The following is a 16,536-nucleotide window of genomic DNA, read 5'->3' on the forward strand; positions in this document are numbered from 1 at the left end:
CTACAACGAGAATTTGACCATGGATGTTCGCCACTTTGCCTTTCTGGCCCGCCAACCTTCTGCTGCGTTGAAGCCGCGAGACGCGTTCTTCGGCCTGCCCAAGCGCGGCTTGGTGCTGATCCTGGCCAACGCGCTGTTCTGGCAGCCGTTGCTGGCCCAGGCCGAAGGCATCGTGGTGAGCAACCCGGCCACCAGCGTCGGCCAGGCCGGCAATGGCGTGCCGGTGGTGAACATCGCTACGCCCAACGGCAGTGGCTTGTCCCATAACCAGTTCAAGGATTACAACGTCGGCCCCAACGGCGTGATCCTCAACAACGCCACCGGCGCGCTGCAGAACACCCAACTGGGCGGTTACATCGTCGGCAACCCCAACCTCAAGGGCGGCGCGGCCAACGTTATCCTCAACGAAGTCAACGGCGGCAGCCCGAGCCAGCTGCGCGGTTACACCGAAGTGGCGGGGCAGTCAGCCAAGGTTATCGTCGCCAACCCTTACGGCATCACGTGCAGCGGTTGCGGGTTTATCAACACGCCCAACGTGACCCTGACCACCGGCAAGCCGATGATGGACAACGTCGGTCGCCTGGACCACTACCAGGTGGACGGCGGCGCCGTGACCATCGACGGCGAAGGCCTGAACGCCAGCAACGTCGACCGCTTCGAAATCATTACCCGCACGGCCAAGATCAACGCGCAAATCAACGCTCGCGAACTGGCCGTTATCGCCGGGCGCAACGACGTCGATGCCAAAAGCCTGAAAGCCACCGCCCGTGCCGACGAAGGCAGCACCAAACCCGAGCTGGCCATCGACTCCAGCGCCTTGGGCGGCATGTACGCCGGCGCAATCAAACTGGTGGGCACCGAAGCTGGTGTGGGCGTGAAGCTCGACGGCACGCTGGCGGCCAGTGGTGGTGATATCCAACTCGATGCCAGCGGGCATTTGAGCATGGCGCAAACCGCCGCCAGCGGCGCGGTCAACATCAACGCCGCAAGCCTGGACGCCAAAGGGCCGGTGTATGCCGGTACCGCCCTTAACGTGAACACCCAGGGCGACCTCACTAACCGCCAGAGCCTGGCCGCCCGTGACCGCATTGCGCTGTCCAGCGGCGGCACGCTGACCAACGCCGACATCATCGAAGCCGGCGTCAACGCCGACAACACCCGCAACGCCACGGGCGATGTGAGCCTGCGCGGCAAGGCCGTCACCAACACCGGCGCCAGTGTGATTGCCAGCCGCGCGTTGAGCGTGGATGCCCAAGCGTTGAACAACCAGGGCGGCACACTGGGTGCCAAACAACACACCCAAATTACCGCTGCCACAGTCGACAACCAGAACAAAGGCCGCATTCTCAGCAACGGCGGCCTGGCCATCACCGCTGATCGCCTGCAGAACACCCAAGCTGGGTTGGTCACCAGCAACGGGCCGCTGACCGTCGTCGTCGGTGAGCTGCATAACCAGGGCGGTGAGCTCTCAAGCCTCGACACTGCAGCGCTGACGGTCGCGACCCTCGATAACGTCGCGGGCCTTATCACAGCGGGCAATGCACTCAGCCTCAACGTCGGCAGCCTCAACAACCAAGCCGGTTTGGTCACCAGCCAAGGCACAGTGAGCGTGGCCGGTAATAGCCTCGACAACCGCCAAAAAGGCTTGGTCGCAGGCGTGGGTGGTGTGCAGGCCAACGTCGTCAACATCGACAACCGCAACGGCGAGCTGTCCAGCCGTTCGGGCGTTGTGGTGACCGCTACGCAACTGGATAACAGCGACGGCGGGTTGCTGATTGCCGGCGCCGGTGCAGGTTTGAATGTCGACCAACTGCTCAACCGCAACCAGGGTTTGATCAGCAGCGAAGGGCTGCTGAGTATCTCGGCGCGCACGCTGGCCAACGGCGGCGGTACGCTCTCCAGCGCCGGGCCGCTGACGCTCAGCGCACTCGGCGCAGTGGATAACCGAGGCGGGCGGCTGGTCACCGATGGCAGCCTTATCCTTAACGCCGCAAGCATCGACAACAGCCAGAACGGCACCCTGAGTGCGCGCCAGGCCGCGCACATCAGCACCGCCGACCTCAACAACCAGCAAGGCGGCCAGATTACCAGCGCAGAGGCCCTGACCCTGGACCTCAACCGGGGCGAGTTCAACAACCAGAACGGCCTGATCAACGCGCCGCTGTTGATGCTCAACAACCTCAAGAACGTGCATAACCAGGGCGGCGAAATCTCCAGCAGCCAGGCGTTCACACTCACCGCCGACAACCTCGATAACAGCAGCGGCAAACTGCTGAGCAACGCCGCGCTGACCCTGCGCATCGGCCAGGCCCTGGCCAACGTCAAAGGCCTGATTGCCGCCGCCTCGGTTGACGCCCACGCCACCGACCTCGACAACAGCGGTGGCACGCTCACCAGCCGTGGCGACACCGTACTCAACGTGGCTGGCCGCCTCGCCAACCGCGACCAGGGCCTGCTCAACGCGAGCAACGCCTTGACGCTCAACAGCGCCGAGCTGGACAACCAGAACGGCTCACTGCTGGGCAGCGCGATTGCCCTGGACTTCGGCACCGCCACCGGCGACCTGAACAACGCGGGTGGCCTGATCACCACCGCTGGCAACCTCTCCATCAACCACCTGCGTGACCTCAGCAACCAGGGAGGCGAACTCTCCAGCGCGCAAACCCTGAACCTCAGTGGCCGCACCTTGAACAACAGCAACGGCAAGCTGATCAGCAATAACCTGCTGGTGCTCAATGCCGAAAACCTGATCAACCAGAATGGCCTGATGTCCGGCTGGCAGGGCCTCACCGTCAGCGGCGTGAACCTCGACAACCGCAACGGCGGCACCTTGTCGAGCCGATACGGCGACCTTAACGCCACGCTGACCGCCAACCTGCTCAACAGCGCGGGCGGGGCACTGGTGAGCCAGAAAGCGCTGACCGTTAATGCCGGCGAACTGGACAACAGCAACAAAGGCGTCCTCTCCAGCGCGGCCGGGCAGACGCTTACCGTCGGCGGCTTGCTGAACAACGCCCAGGGCGGCGTGATCGACAGCGGCGCGGCCCTGAGCCTGACTACGCAAAACCTGGACAACAGCGCCGGCAGCATCAGTGGCGGCACCGCCACCACCCTCGACCTGCTCGCGACCCTGACCAACACCAACGGCAAGCTGGCCAGCGGCGGCCCGCTGCTGATCAGCCGCGCGGCGCAGATCAACAACCAGGGCGGCCAGATTGCCAGCCAAGGCCTGTTGACCCTGCTGACCGGCGGCCTGAATAACCGCAACCGTGGCACCCTGGCTGCCAACGACCGCTTGAGCCTCACCGCCAGCGGCCTGGTACAGAACGGCAGCGACGGCTTGATCTACAGCCAGAACGCCGACCTCGCGCTCACCGCCAACCGCTTGGACAATGGCAAAGGCACCGTGCAAAGCCAGGGCGGCATGACCGCCAACGTGGCCGACACGCTGGATAACCAGAGCGGTAAACTGATCGCCCAGGCCGGTGACCTCAGCGTCAACGCAGCCAGCCTAGACAACCGTGGCGGCACCCTCGCCAGCCTCAAGGCCGCACTGCAAACCCAAGTGGTCGGCGTGCTGCGCAACGGTTACGACCTCAACAACAACCGCCAGGGCGGCGTGATGCAGGGGCAAAGCCTCAACCTGCAAGCCGGCAGCGTGGACAACTATGGCGGGCGCATCGCCGCACAGGGCGGCAACGCACTGGTCACCACCGGCAACTTCGACAACCGCAACGGCGGGCTGTATGCCAAAGGCCTGATGCGCGTGGTCGGGCATGACTTCGATAACAGTGGCGACAACGACGGCCAGATTGCCGGCCAACAAATCGACCTGGACCTCAGCGGCGCACTCAATAACCGCCTCGGCATCATCGAAAGCGAAAGCACCCTGAAGGTGCGTGCGGCCAGCCTCGATAACCAGACCGGGCGCCTGCGTGCGCTGGGCACGGCGGGCACCACCGAATTCGCCATCGGTGGCCTGCTCGACAACCGCAACGGCGTGGTGGAAACCGCCAACAACGACCTGACCCTCAACGCCGGCAGCTTCCAGAACCTGGGCGGCAACGTACTGCACGTGGGCACCGGCAACTTCGGCATTGCCCCGGCCAACCTCAACGACGTGGGCGGCAGCCTGGTCACCCGTGGCGACCTGACCATCACCCAGGGCAACTGGACCAACAGCAGCGTGATCCAGGCCGGGCAACTCACCGTTAACGTCGACAGCCTCGACCAGACCGCCACCGGCCAACTGCTTGGCGCACGGCGTTTTATCGGCAATGGCGCCAACTGGACCACCCACGGCCTGATCGCCAGCGACGGCGCGCTCGACCTGACCTTGAGCGGCGCGCTCAACAGCAGCGGGCGCATCAGCAGCCTGGGCAACCTCAACCTCAGCGCCGCACAGGCCAGCCTGAGCGACACGGCCAGCATTGCCGGCGGCGTCACCACCGCCAACATCGCCGGCACACTCAACAACCGTGGGCGCCTCACCGCCGCCACCGACCTGGTGGTCAACGCCGGCACACTCAACAACTACGCGACCCTGGGCAGCGGCCAGCGACTGGTCGCCACCACCGGCGCCTTGCTCAATGACCACGGCCTGATCTTCAGCGGCGGTGACATGAGCCTGCGTGTGGACGCGCTGACCAACAGTTACGCCGACGTCTACAGCCTGGGCAACCTCAGCGTCGACCGTGACGGCAAGGGCGGCCTGGCCAGCAGCATCCTCAACAGCTCATCCACGATCCAGAGTGACGGCAACCTCAGCTTGTCCGCCAACTCGATCAAAAACCAGCGGGCGGTACTCAACGTCAACGATGCGGGTGTCTACACCGCCTCGGCCACCGAAGGCACGTGCATCAAGTACGTTAACGCCGGTGACTGCAAAGCCGGCGGCACCCCGCGCAACTACGTGTGGGAGTTGGTGACACGCGACAAACTGGAAGTGACCGCCGCCAGTGCCGGTTCGAGCATCACCGCCGGCGGCAACATGACCCTGGCCGGCGGCGACCTGCTCAACAGCAGCAGCTCGATCGCGGCCGGCGGTAACTTCACCGCGCGCCTGAACAACCTGGTCAACACCGGCATCGAAACCGGCGAGACCGAAACCTATCGTCTCTTCACTTCCACGCGCACCAAACACCCTGGCGCCTGGTTCAGCGCCGCCGCCGCACTCACCAACAAATACTGGTACCAAAGCGCCGGCTACAACCCCAATGACCTTGGCGGCCTGGAAGCCACCGTGGCCAGCTTCGTCGGCATGATGGAGAGCGAGCGCACCCAATTCGGCAAAGTCACCAAAATCGCCAGCGATGACCAACGTTACGCCGCCGTGATTCAGGCGGGCGGCGCGGTAGACGTCAAGGCCCAAGCCGGTATCGACAACAGCGTGGTACGCCTGGGCTATAGCTACATCGGTGCGGGCGCCAAAACCACCACCGACGCCACCGGTGCCAGTGGCGCAGCCGGTTACTCCACCCGCGTCACCCTCAACCAGCAACTGCCACCGGACCTGGCCCAACAGCAGATCAACCCGCTGAGCCTGCCCGGTTTCACCTTGCCCAGCGGCCAAGGCGGGCTGTTCCGCCTCAGTGGCCAAAGCGCCAGCGCGCCAGCCAGCACCGGCCCGCAAGGCTGGACCCTGGGCGGCGGCAGCGTCGACCGCACGCCGGTCACCGGCCCGGTCGTGCCCGGCAGCGGCACCTCGGCCGACGGCGTAGTGATCAACCGCGTGCAAGGCCTGCCAGACAGCCAGTTCGTCTCCAACCCACAGAAATACCTGATCGAAACCAACCCGTTGCTGACCAACCTCAGCCAGTTCTTAAGCTCCGATTACATGCTGTCCAAATTGGGCTACGACCCGGACCAGGCACAAAAGCGCCTGGGTGACGGCCTGTATGAACAGCGCCTGATCCAGCAAGCCGTGATCGCCCGTACCGGCCAGCGCTTCATCGATGGCCAGACCAGCGACACAGCAATGTTCAAGTACCTGATGGACAACGCCATCGGCACCAAACAGGCGCTAAACCTGGCCGTAGGCGTGAGCCTCACCGCCGAGCAAGTGGCGGCCCTGACCCACGACATCGTGTGGATGGAAAACGCCACTGTCGCCGGCCAGCAAGTGCTGGTGCCCGTGCTCTACCTGGCCCAGGCCAACAACCGCCTGGCGCCCAACGGCGCACTCATCACCGGCAGCGACTTGAACCTGGTCAGCGGCACCGACCTCAACAACGTCGGCACCCTGCGCGCCACCAACAACCTCGCCGCCAGCGCCGGGCGCAACATGGTCAACAGCGGCCTCGTGCAAGCGGGCAACCGCCTCGACCTGCTCGCCGGCAACAACCTCACCAACCGCGCCGGCGGCATCATCGCCGGGCGCGACGTCAGCGTGCGCGCGGTAAGTGGCGATGTGCTCAACGAACGCACCGTCACCAGCCACCAGAGCAGCAGCGGCTACCGCACCGAGCGCACCGACTTCGTCGACAACGCCGCCCGCATCGAAGCCGCCAACACCCTCACCCTGCAAGCCGGGCGCGACGTCAACAGCACCGGCGGCGCCTTCAAAAGCGGCGCCGACTTGGGCGTTCAAGCCGGGCGTGATGTAAGCCTGGCCACCGCCGAACAACGCAACGCCAATGCCGTCAGCACCCTGATGCGCAGTAACTCGGCTACCCAATATGGCACCGTGATCGAGGCCGGGCGTGACTTCCAGGTGGTGGCTGCGCGGGACATCAGCGCCATCGGCAGCCAGTTGAATGCCACGCGTGATCTGGCGCTGGTAGCCAAGGGCAATGTGAACCTGGCATCGGCGGCGAATGAACAGCATTCGGCGTTTAATTCCAAGAAGGTCACCAGCCAGGAAGACCACGTCCAGCAAGTGGGCACCTCCCTGGTTGCCGGTGAGAACCTCTCCCTCAGTGCCGGCAACGACCTCGTGGTCAGCGCCAGCCGTGCGAGTGCCGGCAAGGAAGCCTACCTGTACGCAGGCAATGACCTGGCGCTGAACGCCGCGCAAGACAGCGACTACAGCTATTACCGCAAAACCAAAACCAGCAAAGGGTTGCTGTCCAGCAGCCAGAAAACGCGCATCGACAGCAGTAACCAGATCAGCCAGCAGGGCTCTTCCATCAGCGCTGATACCGTGGTCGTGCGTGCTGGCCGTGACATCGGTACTACCGCCAGCGACGTGGTTTCCACCAACGCCACCAGCCTGATTGCCGGGCGCAATGTGGTGATTGATGGGGCGACGGAAACCTTTGAACAAAGCCATTCGTCCTCGACCAAAAAATCGGGCTTGATGAGCAGCGGTGGCATCGGCGTTACGTTGGGTTCAAGCAGCAACCAGAACACCTTCACCAGCAGCACCGAAACCACCCGGGCCAGCAACATCGGCAGTGTGCTGGGCAGCGTGGATATTCAGGCTGGCAAAGACCTGACCATTCGCGGCTCTGACGTGGTTGCTGGTAAGGACATCAGCCTGGTTGGGCAAAATGTCAGCATCCTGGCTTCCGAGAACAACAACCGCAGCGAGCAGACCTCCAAAAGCAAAACCAGTGGTTTGACCCTGGCGTTGTCCGGCACCGTGGGTAGCGCGGTGGACTCCGCTTATAAGACCGCCAAGCAAGCCAAGAACGAGGACGACGGCCGCCTCTCGGCGCTGCAGGGTGTGAAGGCGGGTTTGACGGGGGTGCAGGCGTGGCAAGCGGCGCAGCAGGATGGCGGCATGACCGGCGCTAACGCCGGGGAATTTGTCGGCATCGCCATCTCGCTTGGCTCGCAAAAATCCAGCTCCAAACAGACCCAGGAGCAGACAGCAAGCCAAGGCAGTAGCCTCACCAGTGGCAATAACCTCAGTATTGTAGCCGCCGGTAACGGCACGCCTGGCGCAGATGGAGACATCCGCGTTCAGGGCAGCAAGCTCCAGGCCGGTAATGAAATGCTGTTGGCAGCAGAGCGTGATATCCGCCTGGAAGCCGCCGCCAACACACAAAAACTCGATGGCAAGAACAGCAGTGGCGGCGGGGCCGTAGGCGTTAGCCTCGGGTTTGGTTCCAGTGGTGCAGGCCTGAGTATCTTTGCTAATGCGAATAAAGGCACCGGCAGCGAAAAGGGCAATGGCACAACCTGGACGGAAACGACGCTGGATGCGGGCAAGCAAGTCAGCCTGATCAGTGGGCGAGACACCGTCCTCAAAGGTGCGCAGGTCAGTGCAGACCAGATCAAGGCCGCGGTAGGCCGCGATCTTACGCTGCAAAGTCTGCAAGACACCGATGACTACAAGTCCAAACAAACCGATGTCAGTGGTGGCGCAAGTTTCACGTTTGGCACCATGACGGGCAGTGGTTCGCTCAGCATCAGCAAGAGCAAGATCGACTCCAACTATAAGAGTGTGCAGGAGCAAACCGGCCTGTTCGGCGGTAAGGGCGGCTATCAGATTGATGTGGGCAACCACACGCAACTCGATGGCAGCGTGATCGCCAGCACTGCAACAGCGGACAAAAACCGCCTGAGCACCGGCACCCTCGGCTGGAGCGTTTTAAAGAATAAAGCCGACTACACAAGCCAGTTGCAGAGCGCCAGCGTCAGTAGTGGCGCAAGCGGCGCGAACGCCTTCATCAGCAATATGCCCTCCGGCAGCTTGATCGCGTTCAATCATGGCGACAGTGACAGCGGCACCACGTCATCGGCCATTTCCAACGGCACCCTCGACATCCGCGACGCTGCCAAACAGCAGCAGGACGTGGCAACGCTGAGCCACGATGTTGAACACGCCAATGGCAGCATCAGCCCGATCTTTGATAAGGAAAAAGAGCAGAAGCGCCTGCGGCAGGTGCAGTTGATTGCGGATATTGGTACTCAGGCAGTAGACATCGTTCGAACCCAAGGCCAGATCGATGCTGATAAAGAGGCGCGTGCTGAACTTGATAAGCGTGGCATCAAGGACCCTGGAAAAGATGCCAAAAAAGAGGACGTCGATGCCTACAAGAAACAACTGATTGCCACTGACGCTTATCAACGGATCATGGCGGACTACGGGGTCGGCGGCAATTACCCACGTGTAGCGCAGGCGGTGACAGCAGCATTGCAAGGGTTGGTGGGAGGCGATATCGGTTCCGCTATTGCGGGCGCGTCGGCGCCGTACATGGCGCAAGTCATCAGGAAAACCACCGGAGACAACGCTGTACTCAACACCATGGCGCATGCCGTATTGGGTGCGGTGGTGGCGCAGGCGCAAGGCAACTCTGCGGGAGCGGGAGCTGCGGGAGCTGCGACGGGTGAATTCATCGCCCATCAGTTGTATCCGGGCAAGAAGACAATCGAGTTGACGGAGGAGGAGAGAGAGACGGTTGTTGCACTTTCGGGTCTAGCAGCAGGGTTGGCTGGGGGGATAGCTGGTGGTGATCTGGGCGGTGCGGTTACTGGGGCAAAGGCGGGAAGCAATGCGGTGGAGAACAACTCCCTCAGTGATATTGCAGAAGCATTAGCCGCACATAAGACACTTGAGCAGCAGGCTGAAGACCGCGTCAAAGCAGAAAACCAACACTACAAGGAGCAAAACTGCGCTGGCATGAGTGACCAAGCGTGCTCGGTCAAGATGTATACTCAGCGGCGTGAAGAGCTCAAAGGTGCCCTGTCAGAAGGCGCAAATTTTGTACCAGTTGTCGGCACAGTTAAAAGCGTAGCGGAGGCTGAGAGTGCACTTGATTACCTTGAGGTAGCAGCATCACTTATTCCAGGTGAACGGATTATTTCCGGCACCTTGAAAATGGCACGCAAAGCTCTGAACAGGGGCGATATCAGCGAAGCATCGAAGCTGATTAGCAGCGCCAGTAATGAGATTCAGGGTGCAAAAACGATAGGAGAAATATCGCCCACCAGACCGCTGGCTTTACCTTCACCTGAGTTTAAGGTACCAAGTGAATATCGCCTGACTCGAAACGCAGATGGCACTGCCACCGTCGAAGGGCCCCGAGGTGGTTTGTACAACTCAACTGGGCGTTATACTGCCGATGGTAAGCCCGTGTACCGAGATAATAGTGGGGGATATGTCACGTTAGAGGGCGGAAGAACCAACGTTAGTGCACCAGTTAACTATGAGTCGATTCCGATACATCATATTTGTACTAATAAATGTACTTCTGGTGCGAATGGGCAGATCGCCTGGACAAAGGAGTATCAGCGCTTCTTTGATGGGGCAGATCTTAATATTAATCGAGCAACTGAAAATTTAGTTGCGGTGCCAGGGCATAGAGGGCCGCACCCCATAGAGTATCACCAGTATGTATATGGGAGTTTGGAACAGGCTACTCAAGGCTTAGCGCCTGGAACACCAGCCTATAAATCGGCTGTTACAAAGACGTTGGATGGAATTAAAAAGGAAGCAGTGATAGTGGGTAGTGAAGTTAATAAGTGGCTGACTAGGGATTGATATGAAATATTATTTGCTGCGTCAGGATCTTTCTATTTCCGAAAAGTGGGTGCTCGGCGATGTGAGGCATGTGGATAATTGGAACTTTAGTAATCCACCCCTTAATTTCATGGAGCCTGGCAGATATACGCTCGATGTCAGGTTCGACGGCGTTGAAATTGATTATTCTCTAGCGGGCTACGCGAGTGTTCCTGTTCTGAGTGAGAGAGCTCGAAATTCACTCATAGGTTTGTCTGAAGTCGATCAACCTTATCAAAATGTGGTCTTCGAGCCCGTTGATATCGAAGGGAAACACGTTTCGCAAAATTATTTTCTAATGATCATAGAAACACAAATAGATTGTGTAGATGAAGAGTCTTCAAGGTTTACAAAGTTTTCAGTGAATGATCCTGTGCGCCCAGACATGGCTGGTCAATACCGCGCGTTTTATAATTTGGCCATAGATGAGTCAAAAGTAGGTGATTTTCATATTTTTAGGATTAAAAAATATTTGGGTGCGATTGTAGTGAGCGAAGATGTGAAACTTCGATTTGAGGCAGCAGGAGTGGTGGGGGCGGTATTTGAGTCGGTTAATGGCGATAAGGTTACTGTTGCATAAAGGGGAAATAGGGGTCAGACCACGGTTTTATTTTTTAGAGTTCAGCAGAGTTGCTCTTTAAAAACATGATTTATTTTTTGTAATTATTCCACTCTGTTGGCCTGTTGAAGGACGGCTAAGCTGTTAGCTCTTATCCAGTTAGGGGTTTATATGGCTCGCCGTCCTAGGGTTTTACTGCCGGATATCCCGTTGCATATTATTCAACGGGGAAACAATCGGTCTGCGTGTTTTTACTCAGATGAAGACTATATTTTTTACATTGATACATTAGCCATGCTTGCTGAATTTTATGGCTGTAAAGTTCACGCATTGTGCTTGATGACAAATCATGTTCACTTGTTGTTGACTCCCACCTGCTGCGCGGGAGCTGGCCTGCTTATGAAGGGGGTGGGGCAGCGCTACGTTCAATATGTCAATCGAACATATCAACGAACGGGCACGTTGTGGGAAGGCCGTTTCCGCTCCTGTTTGGTTCAACAAGACAACTATGTTTTAGCTTGCTATCGATATATCGAAATGAACCCGGTCAGAGCCGGTATGGTTATTCATCCGGGCGACTATCGCTGGACCAGCTATAGGGCAAACGCACAGGGCGAGCTGTCAGGCTTTATAAGCCCGCATGCGGTTTATAGCGAATTAGGTAGCGGCAGCGCGCAACGAGCCGAAGCTTACCGGTCTATATTCAATGATCGACTTTCACCTGGGCTGATAGAACAAATCCGATCTTCTACAAACGGTAATTATGTTTTGGGCGATCAGAAGTTTGCGTCCGAGATCGCGCACGCATTAGGTAAAAGAGTTTCGCAGGGTATGTCAGGACGCCCAAAAAAGTATGAGTTAAAAGAATAGAAGAATAGTGGTCTGACCCCTATTTTCAGAGAAGTCGATACGGCCATTGCAAATGCTGCAAATTATGATGGTTTTTATAATAAGGCTGGATCAATGATCAGGGATATTGCAGGCGGGCATCTGTTTGATAATGGGAACAAGCGGACTGCTGTTGAGGTGGTTGAGCAGTTGATTATAAAAAACGGCGTGGATGGTCCGCCAAAACAAATTATTTGGAATGTTGTTGATAAGGTTACGACGGGTAAGCTAACTAATGTTCAGGATATTTCAAAAGCATTAAGAGGGTTGGATTAATGTCTTTCAATGAGCTTTCTGAAAAGTATGCGGCTCGTTTTGGTTCGTCAGGTATGAATAGCGTCGGGCTAGAGGAGTTTGTTCAAGTACTAGAGTTGGTGGCGATGAAGAATAAGGGTTTTTTCATCTTTAAGGTTGATGGTGAAAGAGAACGTAACATTTATACTTTTATTTTAAACATGTCCACAGGTAACAATGTCGTAATAAGAAAAGACACAGACAGCATACGGGAAGGTATGGAGTATTTTTTCGCTGAACTTGAGCGGGGCGGCATATATCCATAACGTGACATTTACGAAGAGTAGTGGTGTCAGAAAAGGAAAAGAAAAGAGGCAGCAGGAAAGAGGGAATAGGGGTCAGACCCGAATGGCACATCCTTAACGGCTAACCAGCTGATATGACTACAGAAAAATGAAAAAAGGCCGTCCTTGGTCTACGGTGATAGTTGCGAACACACACCACTCGAACAAGGACAGCCCGCGTGAATCGTAGACGTCAAATCGTCAGGCATCAACAGCAGCGCATTCAGCAGCACGCCAAAAACAGCAACGCCCATGCATTCTTTAAGCTGTTAGCCGATCCGGCGCTGCTACAGCGTGCCGAGTCAGTGATTCCCAAGCATCGTCAACGCTTGTTCCCGCCGACTGAAAAACTGTCGATGTTTCTGGCTCAGGCCATGAATGCCGACCGTTCTTGTCAGAAGGCCGGAATAAGGGGACAGATTTATTTGATTTTCCGAGTCCGTTGTTAAGGAAATAAATCTGTCCCCTTTTCAATGCAGAACCGATGACCATTCTGGAAGTAGAGGATTTTATTGATACAGCAGATAAAATTAGAAAAATAAAAATAGATGATCGTGGTACCTCAGTTACGCTCATGAACTCTAAATATCCTAAAGCTCAAATTGCTGTGGATGGGAATCGGGAGATATTGGGGTCAGACCACGTTTTTTTAAATGAGCCAGCGCATATAGGTACGAGGTTCCCATGACACGTGAGGTTCAGATGGCAGGTTTAGCGGTAGTCGGATGGCGGTTGGTGCAGGGGTTGTGCCTGCTGCTGATGTTCGTCAGCGCCAGCATTTGTATGTTGGCGTGGGGCTCCTTCGACAGCTCTACCGCCGGCGCTTTCGGAGCGGCGCTGGGCGGTTTCCTGATGTGTGGCATTGGGCTGCTGTTCGCATTTGTGTTCGAGCGCTTGCGCACGCCTCGGGCCACGGCGCGCTACATGGTGACGCGTGTGGCCGTGGTTCTGCTGCTGGCAGCGGGCGCGGTGTACTTGGCCGACGCGGTATGGCTTGCGCCTGAGCGCGACGCGCTCGACGCGAATTTGGAAGGGGCGACCTGTGGCAAGTACACCGGCACCATCGTGAAAGGCTGGGAGCAGATTTGCGCCGGGAGGAAATAGGGGGCGATTGAAGGAGTAAAGGTTTTGGACGTGAGGCCGTAAAATGAATAACTATGAGAGTGCTGTACTGGTTCTTGAGGAGATGGCTACCTTGCTCGATATGGCGGGAATTCGGGACTGGGCCGAAGGCCTGCGGCGAGTCGGTAGCTATAGTGAGTCTGAAGCGACTGTTTTATATAGTGCGGTACTAAGGATGTATGGTGGTTGTGGTTCCTTAAGCGATATTGTGCTTTATCACGATGGTAAACTTCTAAAGGCAGAGAATGACAGATTTGATGAGTTGCGCTCTAAGCTGTATCTAATTTGCCGTTGAGTAGAGAAAAGATAAAATAGGGGTGAAATAGGGGTCAGATCACGGTTTAGGGTTTTGTTTTTAGAGTTCAGCTGAGTTGCTCCTTAAAAATGTTATTTGTTTTTTGAGAAGAATAGTGGACTGCCCCCCTATTTTCATCGAGTGCGTTGAAACAAAATTCCGGTATCAAGGCCGTTTTTGAATTTCCAAGTCAAAAAGCGGCTGAGAGAGCAACTGATATTTTGATTGAGCAAAATATCAGAAACATTACTGTGAGGGTTGCACCCTAATGGCTACGCATAAGCTTGAATTTCGTCATAGGCCAAAATTTTCAGAGTCTATTGAAAAACGACACGAAAATTTTCTCGAAAGGTTGTCCGGCTTAGGTGCGCCATGGGATTTGGCTGGTGCTGTAGATGTTCCCCATATTGAAGGCGAGCTTGTTGTTTCTGTTTCTTTAGATAAATTCCTTCCAAAGGGAATAAAAGGTCGAATAGCATATTCTCTTAGAAGTGAGAAATATCTAGAAGAGGATGCTCAATTTGATGACTCTCTATTCATTGAGTTTTCGAATGCTAAAATTGATTATTTGGACTTATTGAAAAGAATTTTCCCTGCGTACGTAGAGGCTTTTGGTGCCTATAGAGCTGCACTGCATGATTGGTCTGTCACTAGAAGCGACTGGCCGGCAGTAGTAGCTGCATGCGATGCTACAAAAAAAGATGTTAACGGGAGAGAGGGTGTTTTTCGTATAAATGCGGCTAATTATTTTGATGAGAAATTATGCCTTCGTGCATTTGGGAAAAGCCCTCAACAGATTATTAACTGTCTCAAGGGGCACGTTGAGGTGACCTCGGAATTGGCCGGAGGTGTGTTGATTGTTGTTAGCTATACGCCGCTGACCACCAGCGAGATAGCTACTGCTGGAGAGCGATTAAAAGAACTTTTGGTTGGGTGATGCGAGGGGGAGTTAGGTCCAGAAGATCCGGGGCCAACTGGCGCACTCCCAACAATGACGACTTGTTGCAGGGGGCCAGGCCACGGTATTTTTAATACACGTATAAATAGTGGTCTGCCTCCTATCCTTTTGTTAACTTTAGCTCATGCCGTAGCCTGTTGGAGAGAAAGCTATGACTGCCTTTATGGAAAAAAGTCACCTGTACGTAAAGATGCTATCTCTTTCTTTAGCTTATATCAGAAACATCCAGTCGCAGAGTGAGGAAATCAAAGGCAAGGACGTATCGTGTTATCTTGAAGCGGAGTTGGTACATAACCTTACAACTAGCTTGCTCAGTCCTGATTTCTCTGAGCACGACATATGGTTTTTAAATCACCAAGCCAAATATTATTATGAACGTTGTGATGGTGATTTATCACCTAACTACTACGAGCATCTGAAGTGTATAAAGGCTCTTTTTGAGCTTGTGCCTGATGCATTAAAGGTGGGGTTGTCGTGGCATGGGCCCTAGGCTCATCAACGCGAACTGGGGACAGGTCACCTTGGCAATGAACTTTAGATATTCAATAAATCACCCATAACCGCTTGATATGTGAGCCTGGGAGTCGTCTTGAAAATACTGTTGTTGACCCTTTTTTCAGCTCTATTGCTGAGTGGCTGCGGCTCTGCGCGCTATGAGAAGCCTATCCCCTACGACCAGGCCACCACCGCACGCATCCGTCTATATGGGAATAACGGTTTGCCTGTCGCCATCAACCCGGGACAAGACTGCGCGTCGAGTAAAGAACCTCTCTTTGCCTACGGTTACACCGTTGCGGATAAGGTCAATTCCACCTTGGGGCAACACACCAAGCGAAGTGTCGGAATGCCCGCTTCCTGGAGGAGCGAGCACCTGAGCTATGGCGAGTCTTATGCCGAGTTTGTGATCCCTGCGGGTGTGCCGTCGGTGGTTGTGATGAAGATGGTTGCCGCCGAGGCGTCTTGTGTGCCCGATGCCCGTGTATTTGTTCCTGAGGCGGGTAAAGATTATGAGGCGTACCTACAGAGGCAAGACTGGCAGTGCGGTGGCGTGATTCGACTGCTCTCTGGTCTGGAGACGCCGGGTGCTATCGCACACGTTCCGTCGAATAGTTGCGGGAGAAAATAAAGGTAACTGGCGGGCTGGGCCGGCAGCTGTTCATGCTTTTCGCGCAGCGCCAAGGCTGCATAGGCGACAGGCCACTTTTACTGCCCAAGCGTGGCCCGCACCTATTCACTGCCTCACCATTAACAGGGCAACTCGTCAGCCGCCCTGTCGCGGTCAGTTGACGCTGTTAAGCCTGCGAATGATGACATCCAGCAAATCACACCCATCGCGCAGCGGTATAGCCAGTAGTTGGGCGAAGTCTTGAAGCACCACAGCATCGCTGCTGAGCTGTTCGCGGAAGGCCAGGTTTTCCAACAGTTGGGTGACGGCGCGAATCCGGTACGCGGCGGCGTCGTGGAGCACGTCGAGGGGCGCGCGGGTGTCGATAAGCAGAGCGGGGACGGTGCAGTCGTGGCCCGTTAGGGGCATGTATTGGTTCATGGTGAAACCTCGGTCAGTAGAGTGAAGCTGTCACCTATCGTCGCCAAACGAATGGGTGACAGCTGTACGCAGGTTGGCGAACCGGGACCGAGTTCCGGCAGACCCGAAGGTCTCCCGCGCACAGCTGCCATAAAGCAGCGATG

General features: G+C 56.5%; 11 protein-coding genes and 1 pseudogene. 11 read left to right on the plus strand and 1 reads right to left on the minus strand.

Going from position 1 to position 16,536, the window contains the following annotated elements; all coding sequences use genetic code 11:
- Nucleotides 1–19: 19 nt before the first annotated feature.
- The 11 genes and pseudogenes from PSH96_RS00830 to PSH96_RS00880 all read left to right on the plus strand — a co-directional run bounded on the left by PSH96_RS00830 (nucleotide 20) and on the right by PSH96_RS00880 (nucleotide 15,973).
- Nucleotides 20–10,429: a hemagglutinin repeat-containing protein gene (locus PSH96_RS00830; protein WP_305456948.1), complete on the plus strand. Its 10,410-nt coding sequence runs from the start codon at nucleotides 20–22 to the stop codon at nucleotides 10,427–10,429.
- A 1-nt stretch (nucleotide 10,430) separates the two neighbouring features.
- Entirely contained in the window at nucleotides 10,431–11,027 is a 597-nt protein-coding gene (locus tag PSH96_RS00835; protein WP_305456950.1) for an imm11 family protein, read from the plus strand.
- 150 nt (nucleotides 11,028–11,177) lie between these two features.
- Nucleotides 11,178–11,876: a transposase gene (locus PSH96_RS00840; protein WP_305456951.1), complete on the plus strand. Its 699-nt coding sequence runs from the start codon at nucleotides 11,178–11,180 to the stop codon at nucleotides 11,874–11,876.
- A 93-nt stretch (nucleotides 11,877–11,969) separates the two neighbouring features.
- The gene (locus tag PSH96_RS00845; RefSeq protein ID WP_305456953.1) at nucleotides 11,970–12,170 is read left to right on the plus strand and encodes a hypothetical protein; all 201 of its coding nucleotides are present in this window, start codon (nucleotides 11,970–11,972) and stop codon (nucleotides 12,168–12,170) included.
- Nucleotides 12,170–12,454 (plus strand): hypothetical protein, encoded by a 285-nt coding sequence (locus tag PSH96_RS00850; protein WP_305456955.1) that lies wholly within the window; start codon nucleotides 12,170–12,172, stop codon nucleotides 12,452–12,454. The genes PSH96_RS00845 and PSH96_RS00850 overlap by 1 nt, the downstream gene beginning before the upstream one ends.
- A 197-nt stretch (nucleotides 12,455–12,651) precedes the next feature.
- Nucleotides 12,652–12,876 (plus strand): annotated as a pseudogene (locus tag PSH96_RS00855) (IS4 family transposase); the annotation flags it as partial.
- An 80-nt stretch (nucleotides 12,877–12,956) separates the two neighbouring features.
- The gene (locus PSH96_RS00860; RefSeq protein ID WP_305456957.1) at nucleotides 12,957–13,160 is read left to right on the plus strand and encodes a hypothetical protein; all 204 of its coding nucleotides are present in this window, start codon (nucleotides 12,957–12,959) and stop codon (nucleotides 13,158–13,160) included.
- Entirely contained in the window at nucleotides 13,157–13,576 is a 420-nt protein-coding gene (locus PSH96_RS00865; RefSeq protein ID WP_305456959.1) for a hypothetical protein, read from the plus strand. Before PSH96_RS00860 ends, PSH96_RS00865 begins: the two co-directional genes overlap by 4 nt.
- A 43-nt stretch (nucleotides 13,577–13,619) precedes the next feature.
- Nucleotides 13,620–13,889 carry a hypothetical protein gene (locus PSH96_RS00870; protein ID WP_200431204.1) on the plus strand — a complete coding sequence of 90 codons (270 nt, stop codon included), beginning with the start codon at nucleotides 13,620–13,622 and terminating at the stop codon, nucleotides 13,887–13,889.
- A gap of 268 nt (nucleotides 13,890–14,157) precedes the next feature.
- Nucleotides 14,158–14,826 (plus strand): hypothetical protein, encoded by a 669-nt coding sequence (locus PSH96_RS00875; protein ID WP_305456961.1) that lies wholly within the window; start codon nucleotides 14,158–14,160, stop codon nucleotides 14,824–14,826.
- Nucleotides 14,827–15,436: 610 nt separating this feature from the next.
- The gene (locus PSH96_RS00880; protein WP_305456962.1) at nucleotides 15,437–15,973 is read left to right on the plus strand and encodes a hypothetical protein; all 537 of its coding nucleotides are present in this window, start codon (nucleotides 15,437–15,439) and stop codon (nucleotides 15,971–15,973) included.
- Nucleotides 15,974–16,126: 153 nt separating this feature from the next.
- Here PSH96_RS00880 and PSH96_RS00885 read toward each other — a convergent pair whose 3' ends face one another.
- Nucleotides 16,127–16,381: a hypothetical protein gene (locus PSH96_RS00885; protein WP_073637951.1), complete on the minus strand. Its 255-nt coding sequence runs from the start codon at nucleotides 16,379–16,381 to the stop codon at nucleotides 16,127–16,129.
- Between the last annotated feature and the right edge of the window lie 155 nt (nucleotides 16,382–16,536).

It is taken from the genome of Pseudomonas sp. FP2338 (assembly GCF_030687515.1).
In the GTDB taxonomy this organism is placed as follows: domain Bacteria; phylum Pseudomonadota; class Gammaproteobacteria; order Pseudomonadales; family Pseudomonadaceae; genus Aquipseudomonas; species Aquipseudomonas salomonii.

Excerpts from the sequence above, each read along its gene's own strand:
- PSH96_RS00830 (WP_305456948.1), top strand. The coding sequence starts at position 20 with ATGGATGTTCGCCACTTTGCCTTTCTGGCCCGCCAACCTTCTGCTGCG.
- PSH96_RS00835 (WP_305456950.1), top strand. The coding sequence starts at position 10,431 with ATGAAATATTATTTGCTGCGTCAGGATCTTTCTATTTCCGAAAAGTGG.
- PSH96_RS00840 (WP_305456951.1), top strand. The coding sequence starts at position 11,178 with ATGGCTCGCCGTCCTAGGGTTTTACTGCCGGATATCCCGTTGCATATT.
- PSH96_RS00845 (WP_305456953.1), top strand. The coding sequence starts at position 11,970 with ATGATCAGGGATATTGCAGGCGGGCATCTGTTTGATAATGGGAACAAG.
- PSH96_RS00850 (WP_305456955.1), top strand. The coding sequence starts at position 12,170 with ATGTCTTTCAATGAGCTTTCTGAAAAGTATGCGGCTCGTTTTGGTTCG.
- PSH96_RS00860 (WP_305456957.1), top strand. The coding sequence starts at position 12,957 with ATGACCATTCTGGAAGTAGAGGATTTTATTGATACAGCAGATAAAATT.
- PSH96_RS00865 (WP_305456959.1), top strand. The coding sequence starts at position 13,157 with ATGACACGTGAGGTTCAGATGGCAGGTTTAGCGGTAGTCGGATGGCGG.
- PSH96_RS00870 (WP_200431204.1), top strand. The coding sequence starts at position 13,620 with ATGAATAACTATGAGAGTGCTGTACTGGTTCTTGAGGAGATGGCTACC.
- PSH96_RS00875 (WP_305456961.1), top strand. The coding sequence starts at position 14,158 with ATGGCTACGCATAAGCTTGAATTTCGTCATAGGCCAAAATTTTCAGAG.
- PSH96_RS00885 (WP_073637951.1), bottom strand. The coding sequence starts at position 16,381 with ATGCCCCTAACGGGCCACGACTGCACCGTCCCCGCTCTGCTTATCGAC.